General features: G+C 40.0%; 16 protein-coding genes and 1 tRNA gene. 3 read left to right on the top strand and 14 right to left on the bottom strand.

Annotated elements, in window-relative coordinates; translation table 11 throughout:
• Window positions 1–12 precede the first annotated feature (12 nt).
• The 5 genes from BLQ87_RS29315 to BLQ87_RS29295 form a co-directional block, all read right to left on the bottom strand.
• Window positions 13–483, bottom strand: a complete 471-nt coding sequence (locus BLQ87_RS29315) for a hypothetical protein (RefSeq protein WP_143010582.1) — start codon at window positions 481–483, stop codon at window positions 13–15.
• A gap of 60 nt (window positions 484–543) precedes the next feature.
• Window positions 544–984 (bottom strand): hypothetical protein, encoded by a 441-nt coding sequence (locus BLQ87_RS29310; protein WP_074612461.1) that lies wholly within the window; start codon window positions 982–984, stop codon window positions 544–546.
• Window positions 974–1,474, bottom strand: a complete 501-nt coding sequence (locus tag BLQ87_RS29305) for an RNA polymerase sigma factor (RefSeq protein WP_262502388.1) — start codon at window positions 1,472–1,474, stop codon at window positions 974–976. The genes BLQ87_RS29310 and BLQ87_RS29305 overlap by 11 nt, the downstream gene beginning before the upstream one ends.
• A gap of 492 nt (window positions 1,475–1,966) precedes the next feature.
• Window positions 1,967–2,494, bottom strand: a complete 528-nt coding sequence (locus BLQ87_RS29300) for an SRPBCC family protein (protein WP_176833003.1) — start codon at window positions 2,492–2,494, stop codon at window positions 1,967–1,969.
• A gap of 43 nt (window positions 2,495–2,537) precedes the next feature.
• On the bottom strand, window positions 2,538–2,969 hold the full coding sequence (locus tag BLQ87_RS29295; protein WP_074612458.1) for a VOC family protein: 432 nt from the start codon (window positions 2,967–2,969) through the stop codon (window positions 2,538–2,540).
• 126 nt (window positions 2,970–3,095) lie between these two features.
• Here BLQ87_RS29295 and BLQ87_RS29290 point away from each other — a divergent pair, with 126 nt between their 5' ends.
• Complete coding sequence (locus BLQ87_RS29290; protein ID WP_074612457.1) at window positions 3,096–4,070, top strand: GlxA family transcriptional regulator; 975 nt, start codon at window positions 3,096–3,098, stop codon at window positions 4,068–4,070.
• Window positions 4,071–4,151: 81 nt separating this feature from the next.
• Here BLQ87_RS29290 and BLQ87_RS29285 read toward each other — a convergent pair whose 3' ends face one another.
• From BLQ87_RS29285 to BLQ87_RS29275, 3 genes are all read right to left on the bottom strand, one after another.
• The gene (locus BLQ87_RS29285) at window positions 4,152–4,958 is read right to left on the bottom strand and encodes a helix-turn-helix domain-containing protein (RefSeq protein ID WP_074612456.1); all 807 of its coding nucleotides are present in this window, start codon (window positions 4,956–4,958) and stop codon (window positions 4,152–4,154) included.
• Window positions 4,959–5,930 (bottom strand): aldo/keto reductase, encoded by a 972-nt coding sequence (locus tag BLQ87_RS29280; RefSeq protein ID WP_083362118.1) that lies wholly within the window; start codon window positions 5,928–5,930, stop codon window positions 4,959–4,961.
• An 88-nt stretch (window positions 5,931–6,018) separates the two neighbouring features.
• Entirely contained in the window at window positions 6,019–6,717 is a 699-nt protein-coding gene (locus tag BLQ87_RS29275) for a hypothetical protein (protein WP_074612455.1), read from the bottom strand.
• A gap of 426 nt (window positions 6,718–7,143) precedes the next feature.
• Between BLQ87_RS29275 and BLQ87_RS29270 the strand changes: the two genes are divergently transcribed.
• Entirely contained in the window at window positions 7,144–7,791 is a 648-nt protein-coding gene (locus BLQ87_RS29270) for a tetratricopeptide repeat protein (RefSeq protein ID WP_143010581.1), read from the top strand.
• Window positions 7,792–7,963: 172 nt separating this feature from the next.
• Here the strand turns inward: BLQ87_RS29270 and BLQ87_RS33620 are convergent, their stop codons facing one another.
• Entirely contained in the window at window positions 7,964–8,560 is a 597-nt protein-coding gene (locus BLQ87_RS33620) for a hypothetical protein (RefSeq protein WP_143010580.1), read from the bottom strand.
• Window positions 8,535–8,831, bottom strand: a complete 297-nt coding sequence (locus BLQ87_RS34300; RefSeq protein WP_074612452.1) for a TlpA family protein disulfide reductase — start codon at window positions 8,829–8,831, stop codon at window positions 8,535–8,537. The genes BLQ87_RS33620 and BLQ87_RS34300 overlap by 26 nt, the downstream gene beginning before the upstream one ends.
• A gap of 439 nt (window positions 8,832–9,270) precedes the next feature.
• On the opposite strand from BLQ87_RS34300, the gene BLQ87_RS29250 reads away from it, so the two are divergent.
• A tRNA-Ile gene (locus BLQ87_RS29250) sits at window positions 9,271–9,343 on the top strand.
• Between the two features lie 509 nt (window positions 9,344–9,852).
• On the opposite strand, the gene BLQ87_RS29240 is transcribed toward BLQ87_RS29250, so the two are convergent.
• From BLQ87_RS29240 to BLQ87_RS29225, 4 genes are all read right to left on the bottom strand, one after another.
• Window positions 9,853–10,299, bottom strand: coding sequence for a hypothetical protein (locus BLQ87_RS29240; RefSeq protein ID WP_074612451.1), 447 nt, complete (start codon window positions 10,297–10,299; stop codon window positions 9,853–9,855).
• A 58-nt stretch (window positions 10,300–10,357) separates the two neighbouring features.
• The gene (locus BLQ87_RS29235; RefSeq protein WP_074612450.1) at window positions 10,358–11,950 is read right to left on the bottom strand and encodes a SusD/RagB family nutrient-binding outer membrane lipoprotein; all 1,593 of its coding nucleotides are present in this window, start codon (window positions 11,948–11,950) and stop codon (window positions 10,358–10,360) included.
• A gap of 17 nt (window positions 11,951–11,967) precedes the next feature.
• Complete coding sequence (locus BLQ87_RS29230; RefSeq protein WP_245723953.1) at window positions 11,968–15,342, bottom strand: SusC/RagA family TonB-linked outer membrane protein; 3,375 nt, start codon at window positions 15,340–15,342, stop codon at window positions 11,968–11,970.
• Between the two features lie 83 nt (window positions 15,343–15,425).
• Window positions 15,426–16,610 carry an ROK family protein gene (locus BLQ87_RS29225; RefSeq protein WP_074612449.1) on the bottom strand — a complete coding sequence of 395 codons (1,185 nt, stop codon included), beginning with the start codon at window positions 16,608–16,610 and terminating at the stop codon, window positions 15,426–15,428.
• Window positions 16,611–16,691 lie beyond the last annotated feature (81 nt).

Here is a 16,691-nt window from a genome sequence, read left to right as displayed (position 1 = left end):
ATGGGTTGAAAACTATCTATTTTGATTTTTCAAGTAGAAAAAATAACCTAAATAACCAGCACCAATACTAAATGCCATGATAGCAAGGGAATGAATGTGCAAAGGCATCGTGCAGTATGTCAAGATTAAACCAACTCCAATGCTACATAGCAAAATTGCTAACTTCATGGCTTCATCGTATTTGTTTTTACCGTTTTTTTCAAGAATGGAGGCTGATAATTGTTCAGAAACTCCCCTGTCAATAATTTTATTTTTCAGACGATGTTCTAAAATATATTGTAGTATAGAAATTGTAAAAAAAACCAATAATCCAATTAAAATAAGGGAAACAATAGTTTCGATATGAAGGTTTTGATTTGCTGATTCCATTATATTTTGGTTTAAATTCGGTAGTGAGGAAGCAGGAACACCATTCGTTTTTTCTTGTGCAAAAACAAAAATAGATGATGAAAAGCCCATACTACTTAAAATTAATTTTTTCATTTTATTTAAATTTTGAATTCTATCTGATTAGACCGGCAGCTAATATTTCGGTTGCAAAATTTATGCTGTAAGCAACATTTCCTTTTGCTTGTATTGCCTGAAAACAGCTGTCAATAAGAAAATAAAAACACTAAGAGCAGACACTACTATTAATGCATTAGCAATCATCGCATGAAAGAGCTGAAAAACAGGCCTTATAAGAGGAATGCAAATTACAAAAACACCCAAAATTAAAATTGCCAAAAATGCAGTTAAGGCATAACTGCCGATTGTTATTTTCTTGTTTTCAGATTGCTCAATTTTTTGCATTACAAGGGCTGTCGCATCAAAAGAAAAAGTTTCAGGTTCGATGTTACCCATTGCACGCATTAAAATCTGATACGATTCCAGTTTAGCTTTACAGACAGCACATGCTGAAATATGTAAAGCTATGTTGTTATCGGCTACTTCCTGCTCAATATAGGCTTGTATGATGTCGTCAGTCAAATGATTATTGTCCATAGCTATCCATTTTATAATTGTTTTCAATGTTTTCTTTCAGTATTTTTCTTGCTCTGTATAAATAACTCTTTATGGTACCTTTCGGCAAACTGGTAATTTCAGCAATTTCCCTGTTGGGCAATTCTTCTATATGGTAAAGCGATATTAACGTTTTGTACAAAGGGGAGAGCTTATTGATTTCGTTGTTAAGTATTTGTGCGGTTTCTTTTTTGAAAATTCCTTTTTCTACGTTTTCCTGCAGTACAAATTTGCTTTCCTGCACGCTGTCAATGTCGCACAGGGGAATTTTCTTTTTTTCAAGATAGTTTATGGTCGTATTGTAAGCAATAGTAGCAATCCAGGTTGATAACTTAGACTGAAATTTGAATGATGGCAGGCTTTGATAGGCTTTTAGATAAATATCCTGCACAAGGTCTTTCTGATCTTCTTGGTTTGCAACCATTTTCCGAACAATTTGGGCGACCAATCTTTCTGTATTTTTCACTACCATAGCAAAATCCTGCGTGTTTCCACTCAATATTTTTTCTACTAATAGTTTGTCAGAAAATAGGTTGCTTTCATTGCCCATATTTCAATAAGACAAAAAAGTTTAACGTCGGTTGCAAAACTATTTGATTTTCACAAGATTTTTTTGGAATTGGGATTTCGATATGCTTGCAGGTAACTCAAAAATAGACGAAAGTTTCAGATTTTTGAAATCAAAGTAATGTTCTTATATACATTGATAAAGAAATGGTTACAGAAAGGCCCGGTTTCGTATTTTGTATTGAAAGTAAAGCTACGAAATATCAATAATCATCAATAGGGAAATTTACATAATTAACTGAAAATAAGCTGATATGGTTTGTTTTCGGTTTTTTTGTTTATGAATACCAAAAGGTCAGATTACATCTATTGCAGAAGATATAATCTGACCTTATCTATTAAAACTAAATGGCTGGTAGTGGATCTCGATATGAATGCTTTGAATATGGAGGAGATGTTATGATTCTAGCCTGTGTTTCATATTTCTCAGGCTCTCTGCAATGTCATTACCGATGATTTTATCCATATCCATAAACAAAAGCACGAAATTAACCGGCCAGTTCATGCCACTGTTGTATATCCAGGTCAGCTTTGTTGAATTTGGTGAGAGGGCCTTCGCGGCAATATATCCGTTGGCTGTAAAAGCGAGGAAACGAATCTCAAAATCAAGTCTTTCGCCAGTTGTTACTTTTTTAATTTCAAATTCACCTTTACCTGTTTTACTGTTTTTACTTTCAAAAGTTAATATAGCACCCGGTAATCCATCGGATTCACCCTTATATCCAATTTTTGTATTTGGGTCAAGCAACAGCCATTTGTTGTATTCAGGCTGGTTCTTTAAGTACCTGACATAATCAAAAACATCGTCTACAGATCGGTTGATGGTAATTTCACGCGTTAATGTATACTTGCTTTTGGAAAACATGGCAATAACCAGGCATACAGAAACAATGGCAATTATGACAACTATTATTTTTATGATCATTTTCATTCGTGTTTATATTTTTTTGTTTCAATTGCTTAAAACGCTATCCTGCTTGCTGGTTATCGAAATTGATCATCCATTGAATGCCAAATTTATCAAGACACATTCCAAAGTACGCCCCCCAGAATGTTTTGTTTAACGGCATGTCTATTCTGCCTTCTGCAGAAAGTGCCCCGAACAATCGATCGGCTTCCTGTTCATTTTCTGTATGCATACAGATGTGGAAATTGTTTCCTGCGTTAAAAGGCATTTCCATTGAGGCCAGTATATCAGAAGCCATGATACTGATATCGTCTGAAATTTGTAATGTAATGTGAATGAGTTTTTCCCGGTCTTCGGGTGACATTTTTTTTCCGCTGTCCAGGTTTTTATAATGCTGAATATTTTTGAATTCACCACCAAAAACTGATTTGTAAAAATTAAATGCCTCTTGGGCGTTGCCCATAAAATGGAGGTAGGTGTTCGTGCCAATCATAATGAAAGAAAGATTAATTGATTTAAATGTTTATCAAAGATAAATGCATTTCACAAAGGTGATAATGGGTAAATGCGACATAGTATGGCAGGTGAATGCGACAATGATAATTTCTACTTTTACTGAATGATCCACATTTCTATACTTGCAATAAAACGTGCGGTTTTAGCAGCTATTACCGACACCTATGATGCGTTTGCCTACACCAACATTTTACTCAAACAAATGGGAAAGCCTGAACTGTTTAATATTTCACTGGTTGGACAAGGACAGGATGTGCAATTGAACAACGGTTTGTTTACCATCAGGCCGGATGGCCAGATTTATAAAGAGGAACGACATGATCTGATTGTAATTCCACCTATGTCGGGCGACATGATTAGTGCTACGTATTTAAATAAGGATTACGCGGGCTGGATAGCCGACCAGTATAAAAATGGTACAGAAATAGCCAGCTTTTGTGTAGGTGCATTTTTATTGGCATTTAGCGGATTGCTTAAAAATAAACAATGCAGTACACACTGGGATTATGCTAACGAATTTAGAAGTTATTACCCGGCAGTTCAGCTGGTAGAGGATAAAATTTTTACGGCTGATAAAGGGATTTACTCAAGCGGAGGCAACAATGCCTACTGGAGCCTGCTGTTATACCTTATAGAAAAGTTTACGGACAGGCCGACAGCAATACAGGTTGCCAAGCATTTTGTAGTAGACATCAATAAGGTGAATCAAACCCCGTTTGTGGTATTTAAAGGATTTAAAAAACACGATGATGAGCTGATCAAAGAAATCCAGACTTATATTGAACAAAATTTTACAGACAAAATAACCGTTACCGATCTGGCCGAAAAATATCACATCACAAGAAGAACTTTTGAGCGTAGGTTTCTGAAGGCAACCCATCTTACCGTTGCTGAATATATGCAGCGCATCAAAATAGAAGCAGCCAAAAAACTTTTGGAAACGGGACGCAGGTCTGTTTCGGAGGTCATGGTGATAGTAGGATATACCGATACTCAGAGTTTCCGGGATGCATTTAAGAAAGTCACCGACCTTACACCTACTGCATACAGGGAGAAGTATAATATCCCCTCTGCTTAATGTAACTTGCCCTGAAAAGTATACTTTCCATCTTTGACGGTAATAGGTTTATGTATTTAATATAGTAGTGAGGTAGCATGATCAAATCAGCGACGGTGCTTTACCGAATTTTTGTTTGAACGAACGTGAAAAATGGGGCAGACTTTCGAAGCCGAGATCTAAATAAATGGCCGATGGCTTTTGATGTTTCTGCTCGATCAAATGCTTTGCCGCTTTAAGGCGTTTATCTAACAGCCATTGACGGGGAGGCAGGCCAAACGTTTTTGCAAAATCGCGTTTAAAGCCTGCCAGGCTGCGTCCGGTGAGCCGGGCAAATCTTTCAACCGGGACGTTAAAATGGAAATTGGCCATCATAAACCGCTCCAGATCAATTTTATGAGGTGCTGCAAAATCGAATAAGTATGACCTCAATTGCGGCAGGCTATGTAATAATAGTTTAACGCCTTCTTTGACTTTGAGGATACCCATATCTTCTGTGAGCGTCCCTGCTATGGCGTGTGCATAGGGAATAATGGATTGAAAATAGCCGAGAAGAAATGGATCGGATGGAACGGGTACGTTAGATGGACCGAGGTATTTAGGACCGGTGTCGATCTGTTCTTCCAGCGCTATTTTGCGTAACAGATCTTCCTGAAGGCAGATCACGATGCTCTCATAACCCTGGCCGGGAAGAGGTGTTTTGGTTAGTGTACCCAGCTGATTTTTACCTACCAACAGCATTTCACCTGCTTTGAGCTCCAGGCGCTCGTCAGCCGTTTCTAAATGAAGTTGCCCGGAAACCATCAATACCAGCGTATGATGGTTCCAGAAGCATACTTTATCTTTCCGTTCTGCGGAGAGGTAGGAATAGAAGATCACGCCGGGAAGTATTTCAGTTGGATTGGTCATTTATCTCTGTAAGTAGGTGCCGCCTAAGATGGCGCCCGGTGTAAAAGTAGTATTTAATAATTCCATTTCAGAGGTCGTAAGTTCAATGCCCATGGCAGCGATGTTTTCCGGCAACCTTGAACGGCGGCTCATGCTTACCAATGGCATAATATGGTCGTCTTGCGCATTTACCCAAGCGATGGCAATTTGTGTAGGTGTAAGCTGTTTATCTTTCGCCAAGGCTTTCAATACTTCCACTTTTTCCAGGTTTTTGACGAGGTTCTCGCCCTGAAAGCGCGAGAAATGCAGGTGATGATCATTATCCGCAAGCGGCGCTTTCATATCACCTGTTAACAGACCTTCGGCAGTGTTGGCAAAGGCGGCTACTGCGATACCCATTTCTTTAGCTGCCGGCAACAATTCGCTTTCTATTTGTCGGTCTGCGAGTGAATAGCCAATTTCCAGTGCACTTATCGGATGAATCTGGTTTGCTTCACGCAGTTGATCAGCAGTGATCTCAGAAACACCAATGTAGCGCACTTTACCTTCTTTGATCAGGTCGGCTACAGTACCAATAATATCTGCTACAGGTACGCTGCCGTCCATCCGGCAGGGCTGGTACAGGTCTATGGTGTCAATGCCTAAACGGGTAAGCGAATAATTGATGAAATTCTTAATCGCCACAGGGCGCAGATCCAGGCCCAGCCACTGGCCATTGTGAAAGAAAGCGCCAAATTTAACGCTGATGAAAGCATCGTCCCTACGGCCTTTAATCGCTTTACCGATTAACAGTTCATTGTGTCCTGCACCATAAAAGTCGCCGGTATTTAAAAAATTGATGCCACTGTTAAGCGCAGACTGTATGGTCGCTATGCTTTCGGTTTCATCTGGCGTTGGACCTCCCCATACGGAAGACATGCGCATACAGCCCAAACCAAGTTTGGAGACGAGCGGGCCGTTTTGGCCCAATTGTATTTTTTTGATCGTTGTCATGATACAAAGATCAGCGTTCGATCATTATTGAACTTATCTGTACGGCTCAAATTAATTATCCTGGTAGCTCATGATGACATGATATCATCTATCTTAACTTTCTGAGTTCCTCCCAATCTTTCCTATCTTCCTCGCGATAATCTCTTCCTGTCGTACCGTAACTAACACCTATGCTTTTAAAGTAATGACTAAACAGTTCATATTTTTGGTTACATAAGATACCAATATCAAATAGCTCAGACTTTGAATAATTCTGTTTGCATTCGAAGCAGATTTCCAGGTAATCGATCACTTTGTCATCAGAATTGAGGAAAATTAAAGCATTTCTAGGTTCAAAACATTTTGCGAACTCAATAAGATGAAGCTCCGATTTATTCTTGTAGTCGGTATTGAAAAATAACCTGGTAAGTTCATCGGTTTGCTCAGGTTTCAGTTTTTTTGTTTCAATCAGCGTGGTTGTATCCAATATCCCATTATTGATGCGTAAGCCTCTTCTTGGAAAGTTCTTCAAATCATTGGTCTCGTCTGTATCTATGCCACCGTATTTATAAGAAACAGCCAATACTTTGGCCGCTTTTGAAAAAGGATACATAGCCAGTCGCTGCTTCGCGGTGTATTTATTTGTGAAACCACAATCGCTGAATTCTTTTTTGTAATTCTTTTCCCAATCAGCAAGAGTGTTCGTTTTGTATGCTTTTTTTTTCTTTGATATTCGTTTGGTGTTCTGTGCAAAGAGTGTAAAAAAGGAGATGTTTAGCAAAAGAATAATTTGAAGCGTTTTTTTCATTGGAATATAATTTGATTTCTATCGGTTATGAAACGATCATGATCTTGGTATTCATTTCGTTGTGTGATCTGTAAGATTATGATGGTTTCATCTGTCGTTGATTGAAAATTCAATTAAATATATGTATTTCTTATTCTTTAGGAAAAACTTCCAGGAGGTCAGGTATATAATGAATTTACTGATGGGCCTATTGAGATTCAGGAAGTGTGGCATCTGCTGGTAAAATAAGCGTATGCAAATCCTGTAATGATCCGGCTGGTAGGGTTTGAACGGACAGAACGGCAAAATACTGTGTGTAAATAAATGAAATGAACAGATTTCAGACACTACTTTTAACAGTGTTTGTTCTAATTAAACAATAACTTAGTTTGAGCTATTTGCATTTAAGCCATGTCCCGATCAAAAAAACTGATAGGTTATTTTTTAATGATTTTGCCATTTTGTTATGGCGAGGTACAAGGACAGTCCAATCTGATAAACGCAGAGCGGCAGAAATTGCCTTATGTTAAAGACAGTATTGGTTATATCAATTCGATAAACCGCCTGGGAATGCTTTATCATATGAAGGATGTCGACAGCAGCCTTTATTACGGCATGATGGCTAAAGATCTGGCCAGCAGGATACAGTATCCCAAAGGAAAAGCAGATGCAGATAATGTAATCACCTCGGTACTTTATATCAGGGGGATGTACCAGGAATCACTTCAACGCTACACACATGCTTTATCTGCTTACAAAGCGCAAAAGGATACTCCAAATGTGAGTCAGGTCACGATGAACATGGGTAACGTATATCTGAGTCTGGATGACGCTAAAAAAGGACTTGAACTTTTCCGGCAGGTGATGCGAACAGGTAGGAGAGATAGTATTATGAGTCTTGTATACGCCAATTACTGTATGAGTAATCCGGATCTTTCAGATGATAGTATTGCGTACTATATCAACAAAACCCGGGAGATTGCTAATATTTATAAAGACCACCGGGTACTGATTGCAGTAAAAGAATTGGAATTCGACCAGCTGCTAAAAAAAGGCGACTCAACACGGAGCTGGAATCGCACTTTCTATGTGTAGGGATTTTATTCAAAAGCTTGGCGGGAGAATCTGGGCTAAGAATGCGACACCAAATGGAGCTGTATTCTCCTACGCCATTCCATCAACGGTATAATCTTTTTAAAGGTGATTAATTACCCTATCTTCTTCGTCATTCTTAAAATATGAAAGCCTTGCTGCTGTGGGGAACGAATTAAACGGGCTGAGTCTTTTCCCAGGAACCTTTTTCGTCAAGAATTTTTAAATAGCTGTTATAGGGTTCGTTAGCGTGATAAAGTTGATACAGCTGATCAGTTAGCGCCGTGAGAAAGTTAAAGAAAATTGAAAAGTCTTCTTCTGAGTTATAAAGCCCACCCCATTCATTCAATATATAATTTAATGTTTTTCCATCCAGCGTGGTGATCGAAAATTCCAGGTTAGGACTATCAGCATCTGTTTTTTTGTAATAGTCGCGTTGTGTCCCCCCCAATAGCCCTATTTCCCTTACAGGAATACGCATGGAACGTATTTCCGAAAACAAAACAGAACTGAAACAGGAACTGGTAAATCCTTCTTTGCTTAATGAAACTATTTCTGTTGACTTTCTTTCGGAGGCTGCTTTAAACAGTCTGTAAATGGCCACTAACATTAAAGGTAAGAGGATTAGCAATAGCCAGGCCGGGAAAAGTGGGTGCGAAGATGTTAGGAAACCGGTGGCTGTTAATGGAATAGTCACCAACGTGGTGAAAAACCAAAACAGGATAGTTGAGGTTTTCTTGCTGTTATTAAAATGGAAGCGATAGGTATTCATACAATCCAGATGATTTGGAGGCTTTTAATGGTAAATCTACAGATAAAATCCACTGCATAAACAGAAACTTTACAATCGGGGCATTCTTGTATTTGTTGACTATGATCTGCATCACTGGAAGAGATTTTTTACCAGGTCCGCACCAGGTAGCCCAAAAGTCCAGAATAATCGTTTTGACCTTACAATCTGACAATGACACTTCTTTGCCGTTTAAGCCTTTTTCTAAGTTCTCGGGGGAATAATTTTGATTATCAGGAAATTTGTGTATCATTGCAGCATGAACATGATCTCAATACAAAGCTTTATACCACAACCGATTTATCGGAGGGGATAGCTATGTATTGAATAAAAATATTTAAAACAAAGAATCCCCTTAGAAAACCTGAGGGGATTTTTTGTTTTAAACGAGAATTTTTAAAATGAAGTGGTTTGAGTCCATATAATATAACAAAACATAAATAAATAATAACATGAAAACGACATCAATACAAAGCTTTATACCACAACCGATTTATCGGAGGGAATAGCTATGTATTGAATAAAAATATTTAAAACAAAGAGCCCTCTTAGATAACCTAAGGGGGCTTTTTGTTTAAATAATAATGATTACCCGATCTATTTTCCTGTGGTGCAATGGCAGCACGTCTGATTTTGGTTCAGAAAATTGTGGTTCGAATCCGTACAGGAAAACATAGTTTTTTATGATAAATGGAAATATAGCTCAATGGTTAGAGCAGTATCCTTATACGGTACCGGTTAAAGGTTCGAGTCCTTTTATTTCCACCTATTTTTCTGTGGTGCAATGGTAGCACGTCTGATTTTGGTTCAGAAGATTGTGGTTCGAGTCCATGCAGGAAAACATAGTTTAATTATAGTCATTCATTCTGGAGCTATATCTTTCTTCCCCAAGTACAGCTCTTCCTGTAGATAAAGCTATAAATACAGTTTTTCTCCTTAAACGAATCTTTTGAATGAAATTTTCCATAGAAATCTAAAATTAATTGATTTGATTCAAAGACGAAAAATGTTGAGTATTTTAGAATAATAAATTCTAAATCACAAATTGAGAAAAGGATATTTCGATGATATTTCAACTAATACTTTCAACGTAACGGCGGAAAATAGGTTTGAATTAAATACAGGTGTAGTTAATCCTTGCAGAGTGGAAAGCATTGGTAAAAAACAGGTTTGTATTTATCGTAGAAGGCCCGAAAAGAGATAAATATGATACAAAAAAGGAGGCGTCCAAAAAGTCTGGACACCTCCTTGCAATTTAGAAAGATGTATGTTGTCTAGTAAAAAGATATGCTCAGGTTGGAGAGGAAGCCTACACCTGTAAATTCACATCCCCATGGTCCCATAGAACTATTAGCTTTACTTGTACTCGTTCCGCCATTGGTTAGGGTAGTGTAAGCATAAGTGGCACCAAACTGATACACCTGTACCGTATAAGAACTGTCGTACTCCACTGTACCTGTTTGCGTTCCACTTGAGCTTGTAAAATTGTAACTCCAGGAACTTCCCGTGGTTACTCCCTTCACGATTACTAATCTAACACCGGTAAAAGATCCGGGAACAGATGCACTAAATGTATAAGGCGCAGGTACCTTCTTTTTGGCTAAAGTGCTTAAAGAAACTACCGGAGCCTTTTCTGCTAAGGATTTAACATTTGTGAAGCTCGAAAAAGCCGTCACCGCTAATGCTGCCATAAGTGTAATGGCCGTAATTTTTGTTTTCATACAAGGTTGTTTTAAGTTTAATAATTGGTTCTATTAATTACTTTTCTAGATCCCCGCACTATTTCGCCCACCATACTTTTGTATTCTGCCATGCCTGAGCAGCGAGTCCACCTGTTACCACCCTTAAGTTGTCGCCATTGAAGTTTTTCTCGTCATCAGGATAATCCAGTCTCTTGTAGCTGGCAAAGTTAGCCTCATAATATGCTGCATTCACTGTTTCCATCGGCGTAGCTTGTGTCCTTCTTAATAAAGCCCAAGCCTCATAAGGTTGTCTGAAATTATCCAGCCATAACTGTGCATAAATCAGCTTTGTAGCCTGGGCTTCATTTGCAGCAACGGGGAAGAGCACTTTGGGATTTGTAGTGATCCAGCTTAGCTGAGCCATCGTGGGTAATGCCGTTGGTTTATTTACCACCCAAATCGGAGCGTCCATTGCTACTTTTGTCCAGAAGTTTACCGAATTTCTGATTCCACTCTCATATTCTGTTTTAGCATTGGCCATATTTGCAGCATTCCCATCCATTCCTCTTGCGGATACCTCCGCTTTTAAAAAGTTAACTTCTGCCGCAGTAATGATCAGTTCAGGAATACTATTCATATCCCTGCCCAAATAATGATTCACATTTGAATAGACGTTGGTCGCGCCTTTGTTATTCCAGTTGGCATCCCTGTTAGATTTGTTGTAAGGATCACCACCATCGCTGATGCTAGCCGCAGTTGGATTCTGTTCTCTTGGCACCCAGGTTCCGGAAACATTGGTTTCGAAAAAGAGCTTAGCTCTCTGGTCGAATATTCCGGATCCATCTGTATTGCTGTTGTCGGAAAGCAGGTTCCAGGCCGTAGTGCCCATGCGATATTTCGCTCCACTATGGGCCCACTCTCTTCCTTCGAGGGTGAAACCAACTTTGGCTGGCCAAATGCCCATATCCTCACCCTGGGTAAGCAGCGGTAAAGCTACTACTTCTTTGATATGTGCCTGAGCGATAGTTTTGTTCACTTCATACATCCTGATGGCATAACGTAAACGCAGTGAATTCGCGAATTTTTTCCATTTGGCGATATCATTGTTCAGAAAGGTTTCAGAAGTCCCAAGGCTTAGCTGATCTGCATTGGCAGATAAGGCTGCTGAGGCAGACTTCAAATCGTCCAGCAGCGTTTCGTAAATTACCTTCTGACTGTCAAATTTGACTTTATAATAGATACTTCCATCTACGGCCTTCCCTCCTTCAAAATAGGGCATGTCGCCAAAAATATCCGTCATCTTAAAGGTTTTGTAAGCGCGAAGAATTTTTAACATTGCCTGTATATTGGCCATTTTCGATTTATCAGCTGACTCTTCTATCAACTTATCTGCTCTTCTGAAATTGGTCAAAGTCCGGTAATAATCTTTCCAGATGTCATCTGATGCCGCTGTCATTCTGTAGCCTGTTGTGCCAACTATTGCGGCCTGTTGTGTAATCGGGTAGATCCAGGAATTGCCCACAGACTGCTCATTCCAGGTGAGCACCAGACTTTTTACGATTCCATTGTAAAGCGTATTCAAATCTGCGGTTGTCGCCTTATTCCAAGGCTGATTAGTTTCTTCAAACCCTTTTTTACAAGAGCTTAAAATAAGCATTACGGATAATGCGGTATAAAATATCTTTTTCATGTTCTTAACTCGCTAAATTAAAAGGATACATTAACACTAAAACCAAAGGATCGTACCCCAGGCAATGCACCAAATTCAATACCCTGGGCATTCCCGATTCCGTTAACGGCTTCCGGATTCAAACGATCCGGCAGAGAGGTATAGATATAGAACAGATCACGACCTATTAACGACAGGCTCAGATCCTGCACAAATTTTGATTTCTGAATTACCTTTTTAGGGACCTGGTAGGTTAAACGTAATTCTCTTAGTTTTATCCATGAATTCTCCAGAACTGCCGCACTGCGTGGCATATTAATGTCAGTCCAGGCCGAATAAACACCAGCGTACTTCCACATGTAATTCACTACATCCGTATTTTTAGTTCCGTCAGCAAAAACGCCATCCAGTATCACACCATGATTGGCCTTACTTCCGTCGGGGTAAGTATATGGAAGACCACCGCCATTACGTTCCAGCAAAGTTTCGGGAGCTAGACCATTGCCCATTGCTGTAGAATAACTGCCGCTCCAGATATCGCCACCCCATTTGAAATCAGCCAATGCATATAAAGAGAAGTTTTTATAACGGAAGTTTGTACCTAAACCACCAGTCAATTTCGGAACGGCATTACCAATCGCAACCTGCTCAGAGGTAACTTTATAACGTGTACCGATCGTATTGCCATTTACATCTTTAACCTTTTCCACGATACGTTGTCCATCTTTGTAGGTATAATCGGTTCCATAAATGGTTCCATAGTTTTCTCCTACTTTAACTTTCATCCTTACTCCGTTATTGTCAAACAGACTGTTTAGGGTATATTCATCAATTCCATCCGTTAACCTCAGCAGTTTATTCTGGTTGTGCGCGCCATTTAAGGTCAGGTCCCAGCTGAAGTCATCTTTCCTGATCACTGAACCTCTCAGCGTAAACTCATACCCTTGATTTTGTAGTTCACCCACATTGGATATTACCGTTTTGACACCCGAAGAAGGGGCGATGCCCATTTTAATAATTTGCGAGGTAGAATTTACTTTATAATAAGTAAAAGTCAGACCCAGGCGGTTTTTCAAAAATGACAAGTCTAAACCTGCTTCATAAGATTTAGACCTTTGAGGTCTTAATAAATCTAAAGGCAGCAAATCTTCCGGAGTAGCCCTTGTAGGCAGGCCCCCGAAAGTACTCGAGTCATATACATAAGTGGTTTGATACGGATCTGTTCCGCTTGCACTACCTGCATAAGCAACCCTGAATTTACCGTAGTCCAGCCAGTTTTTCATATTTCCCAGGTTAAGGTGTTCTGTAAACACATAACTTAAAGAAGCTGCAGGATAAAAATAGCTGTTTGTAGCAGATGGCAGGGTAGAAGACCAATCGTTACGTCCTGTAAGTTCTAAAAACAGGAAGTTATTATACGATACATTGGCTATACCAAACAGGGAATTGATCTTTTGTCTGGATCTTTGTTCCACCGGTTGTATATCAGAGGCATTAACAAGGGGTTTATTGATATTTTGCAGAAAATACTGAAAAGGAATGTTAAAAGGTCCGTCATTCCATCCCTGGACTGCCCTGTAATTTGTGGCCCATGAACTTCCTCCCACAGAGAAACTGGTATTAAATTTACTGCCTAAAAAATTATCTTTATGCGCGGTTGCCAGAAACTCCAGGTTTCGGTCTGTAGTTTTATACAATTCATGACCAAATTTACCATCTATACCTGCAGGATCAATAGGCTTGAATTTCTTCTCCATCTCATCAGAGCCAAAATTGACCGAAGCCCTTCCCATTACTGACAACCAGTCTGTCAGATCCCCTGAGATCTTTGCGGTTCCCAATAACTGATCATGGTTCATGTAGGTGTTTTGCTGATTCAACTTCCAATACATCTCACTTCCATAGCCGCCATAAGGATAGCTCATCGGATAGTTCGTATTGTCCAGCTTTCGTTTGCTTCCATCAGGATTGATATATAAAAACTGTTCTATATTCTGATAATCCCTCGACATCCCGTAAGTACTGAACTTACCCCATGAATCATCTGCATTACCTATTGTCGGAGAGTTCAGTCTGCTGTAGTTGATGTAACTACCGGTAACTTCCGCATTGAATTTTTTAGAAACTTTAATATTTCCACCAAAATTCAGGGTATTGTTGGAAAAATCACTGTTGTGTACAATTGCCTTATTGTCCTGTCTGGAATAAGAGACCCTCAGACTTCCAATGTCATTTGCTCCGGATAGGGAGATGTTGTGCGACTGGGTATTTCCGGTTCTGTAATAGGTAGATAAGTTATCCGGTTGTGGCGAATAGGCTCTCATTGTGCCATCCCACCAGCGGATCATCTGACCATCCATTTTTGCACCCCAGGAAGCCCCGGTACCATACCAGCTAAAAGCACCCCAGCTATTAAGTCCGCCGGGGATTGGTCCATGACTCAGGTATTTTTCGTCCGGGCCTGTTAAACCAGAATTACTCCATGGTGCTTCACCAGGATAACGTTCCACACCGTCAGCACCCTTTGGCAAAGTTTTAACCGCACTGTATAAGCCGATCGCGCCTCCGTAACCGTAGGTATTCTGCATCTCCTGATAGCGGTAGGGATCATTTGATCGGAAGTTATAAGAATAATCAATTCCCAATCCTTCCTTCATTTTTCCTTTTTTGGTGGTGATCAGGATTACACCGTTTCCACCTCTGGCACCATACAATGCAGCAGCTGTAGGCCCTTTCAATACGTTTACATCTTCAATATCTTCAGGATTCAAAAAATTTAATACAGTTCCCCAGTCTTTATAGCTACTTACACTATTGACATCATTGTCCTTACTGTTTACCTGGGTATTGTCCAAAGGCATTCCATCAACCACATATAAGGGCTGATTATTACCTCCTATGGAGGTATTTCCCCGGATGACCACACGCTGTGAACCACCCTCAATTCCGTTCGACTGACTAACGTTTAAGCCTGAAACCTTACCCATTAACCCTGTTGAAAGCGTTGGTGCATTACCCTTTACGAGGTCGCCGCCTACGACTTTCTGGACAGAATAACCAATGGACTTAGCTTCGCGCTTTACGCCAAGGGCGGTTACGACCACATCTGTAAGCATATTTTCCTCTTCGGTAAGCGTGGCGTTAATTACCGTTTTGCTGCCTACAGTCGCTTCGAAACGTTTATAGCCTACAGCTGTAAAAACGATGATTTGTGTATCCGATGCTTCAATGGAAAACCTTCCTTCGGCATTGGTTTGTGTTACTTTTTGCGTGCCTTTTACAGCAACACTAACGCCTGGCATGGGGCCTGAGGCGTCTCTAACCGTTCCTGTGACGGTTTTTTGTGCATTAGCGGCCATTGTTATTAGGCTAAATAACAACAGCACGGTACACTTTAAGTACATCTGTTTCATGTTGTAAGGTTTAAAGGTTAGTGATTTGTTTAGTTTGTTTTAATAATTGATTTTGGTATGCTTCATATTTTGGTTAGTCATATTTAATCAAACAGACTATTTTCGATCACCAGACTCGCTGCGGCAAGTAGCTCCGCATCGGCAGCAAGTTCTGAGAGGACTATAATCGTTTGATCCGCAATTCTTGGTATGCAAAATTCATTAACTGCCTGCTGCACGGGTGGAAGTAATACTTTTCCTGCGATTGCGCCCCTGCCACTCAAAACAATACATTCAGGATTCATGATGTGAATCAGCGTGGCCAGTCCTTTCCCAATCAGAAAAGCGGCATCCGAAAGGATGGATACGGCAAGCGGATCCCGATTTTGTGCAGCTTCTAAAAATAGCTCCCCAACATTCCTGTTTTCATCTTTAAACAGCTCCGTCATGCTGGTCGCAGCACCATTTTTAATTTCTTCTTTTGCCCTTTGCGTCATCACGAGCAAAGAGGTCTCCACCTCAAGGCAACCACGCTTACCGCAGGAACAAAGATTTTTGGTCTTTGAAAGCGGGATATGGCTGAACTCACCGGCATAACCACCACTACCGCGATACAACTGTCCGTTCACAATCATCCCTAAACCCGTTCCCCAACCGATATTGGCAACCATCACATCACGTTTTCCCTGCGCTGCGCCAAAATTCAGTTCAGCGAGTGCAATCAGACTGGAATCGTTATCCATAAAAACAGGAAGACCCAATTTTTTGGAAATAAAATGTCCTAAGTGTTTGCCATCATTTGTTTTCAAGTGGGAATGATCTATACCATGCTTAAAATCAATAAAGCCGGGTACGCCGATCCCTATACCCAGTAGCTTTTTAGGATCAATACCTGATGCATTAATGTGGTGACCGATAAAGGAAATCAGCTCATTTACGTCTTCAGCATCTCCGGGAAGCGTGAGTTCCAGGGTTTGAGCAGGATAAATAATATTTTGAGCAAGATCATAAATGGCCATCCTGGTCGTGAACTGATCCATGGCCACCGAAATGAGGTACTTTTGCATATCAAGATTCAACAGGTATAAAGAGGCTCTTCTTCCGCCGGTGGATGCGGCCAGGCCTTGCTCAATCACATAACCTTCTGCAATCAGGCTATTGACTACCTTGGTTACCAATGGTAAACTTTTGAAGGTCAGTTTACTGATCTCTGTAAGGGACAGCGGATTTTTAAAATAGAGCTGCTTGAGGACACCCGCTCTCAGAAGTTGGCCCTTTTCGATTGTCATACTAAGTTTGGTTTGGTCTTATAACAAACTTAATAATTAAAATCAATAGTTTTATTTTCTTTATAAAAAAATTATTAAGTA

The organism is Pedobacter steynii (genome assembly GCF_900103665.1).
Classification (GTDB): domain Bacteria; phylum Bacteroidota; class Bacteroidia; order Sphingobacteriales; family Sphingobacteriaceae; genus Pedobacter; species Pedobacter steynii.
Note: the sequence above shows the minus strand (reverse complement) of the source record. Positions and strands in the feature narration are given on the sequence as shown.

Coding starts and splice junctions, on each gene's coding strand:
- BLQ87_RS29315 (WP_143010582.1), bottom strand. CDS start 483: ATGAAAAAATTAATTTTAAGTAGTATGGGCTTTTCATCATCTATTTTT.
- BLQ87_RS29280 (WP_083362118.1), bottom strand. CDS start 5,930: ATGACAACGATCAAAAAAATACAATTGGGCCAAAACGGCCCGCTCGTC.
- BLQ87_RS29290 (WP_074612457.1), top strand. CDS start 3,096: ATGATCCACATTTCTATACTTGCAATAAAACGTGCGGTTTTAGCAGCT.
- BLQ87_RS29225 (WP_074612449.1), bottom strand. CDS start 16,610: ATGACAATCGAAAAGGGCCAACTTCTGAGAGCGGGTGTCCTCAAGCAG.
- BLQ87_RS29285 (WP_074612456.1), bottom strand. CDS start 4,958: ATGACCAATCCAACTGAAATACTTCCCGGCGTGATCTTCTATTCCTAC.
- BLQ87_RS29240 (WP_074612451.1), bottom strand. CDS start 10,299: ATGAAAACAAAAATTACGGCCATTACACTTATGGCAGCATTAGCGGTG.
- BLQ87_RS29300 (WP_176833003.1), bottom strand. CDS start 2,494: ATGATCATAAAAATAATAGTTGTCATAATTGCCATTGTTTCTGTATGC.
- BLQ87_RS29305 (WP_262502388.1), bottom strand. CDS start 1,474: ATGGTAGTGAAAAATACAGAAAGATTGGTCGCCCAAATTGTTCGGAAA.
- BLQ87_RS33620 (WP_143010580.1), bottom strand. CDS start 8,560: ATGAATACCTATCGCTTCCATTTTAATAACAGCAAGAAAACCTCAACT.
- BLQ87_RS29310 (WP_074612461.1), bottom strand. CDS start 984: ATGGACAATAATCATTTGACTGACGACATCATACAAGCCTATATTGAG.
- BLQ87_RS29270 (WP_143010581.1), top strand. CDS start 7,144: ATGATTTTGCCATTTTGTTATGGCGAGGTACAAGGACAGTCCAATCTG.
- BLQ87_RS29275 (WP_074612455.1), bottom strand. CDS start 6,717: ATGAAAAAAACGCTTCAAATTATTCTTTTGCTAAACATCTCCTTTTTT.
- BLQ87_RS34300 (WP_074612452.1), bottom strand. CDS start 8,831: ATGATACACAAATTTCCTGATAATCAAAATTATTCCCCCGAGAACTTA.
- BLQ87_RS29235 (WP_074612450.1), bottom strand. CDS start 11,950: ATGAAAAAGATATTTTATACCGCATTATCCGTAATGCTTATTTTAAGC.
- BLQ87_RS29295 (WP_074612458.1), bottom strand. CDS start 2,969: ATGATTGGCACGAACACCTACCTCCATTTTATGGGCAACGCCCAAGAG.
- BLQ87_RS29230 (WP_245723953.1), bottom strand. CDS start 15,342: ATGAAACAGATGTACTTAAAGTGTACCGTGCTGTTGTTATTTAGCCTA.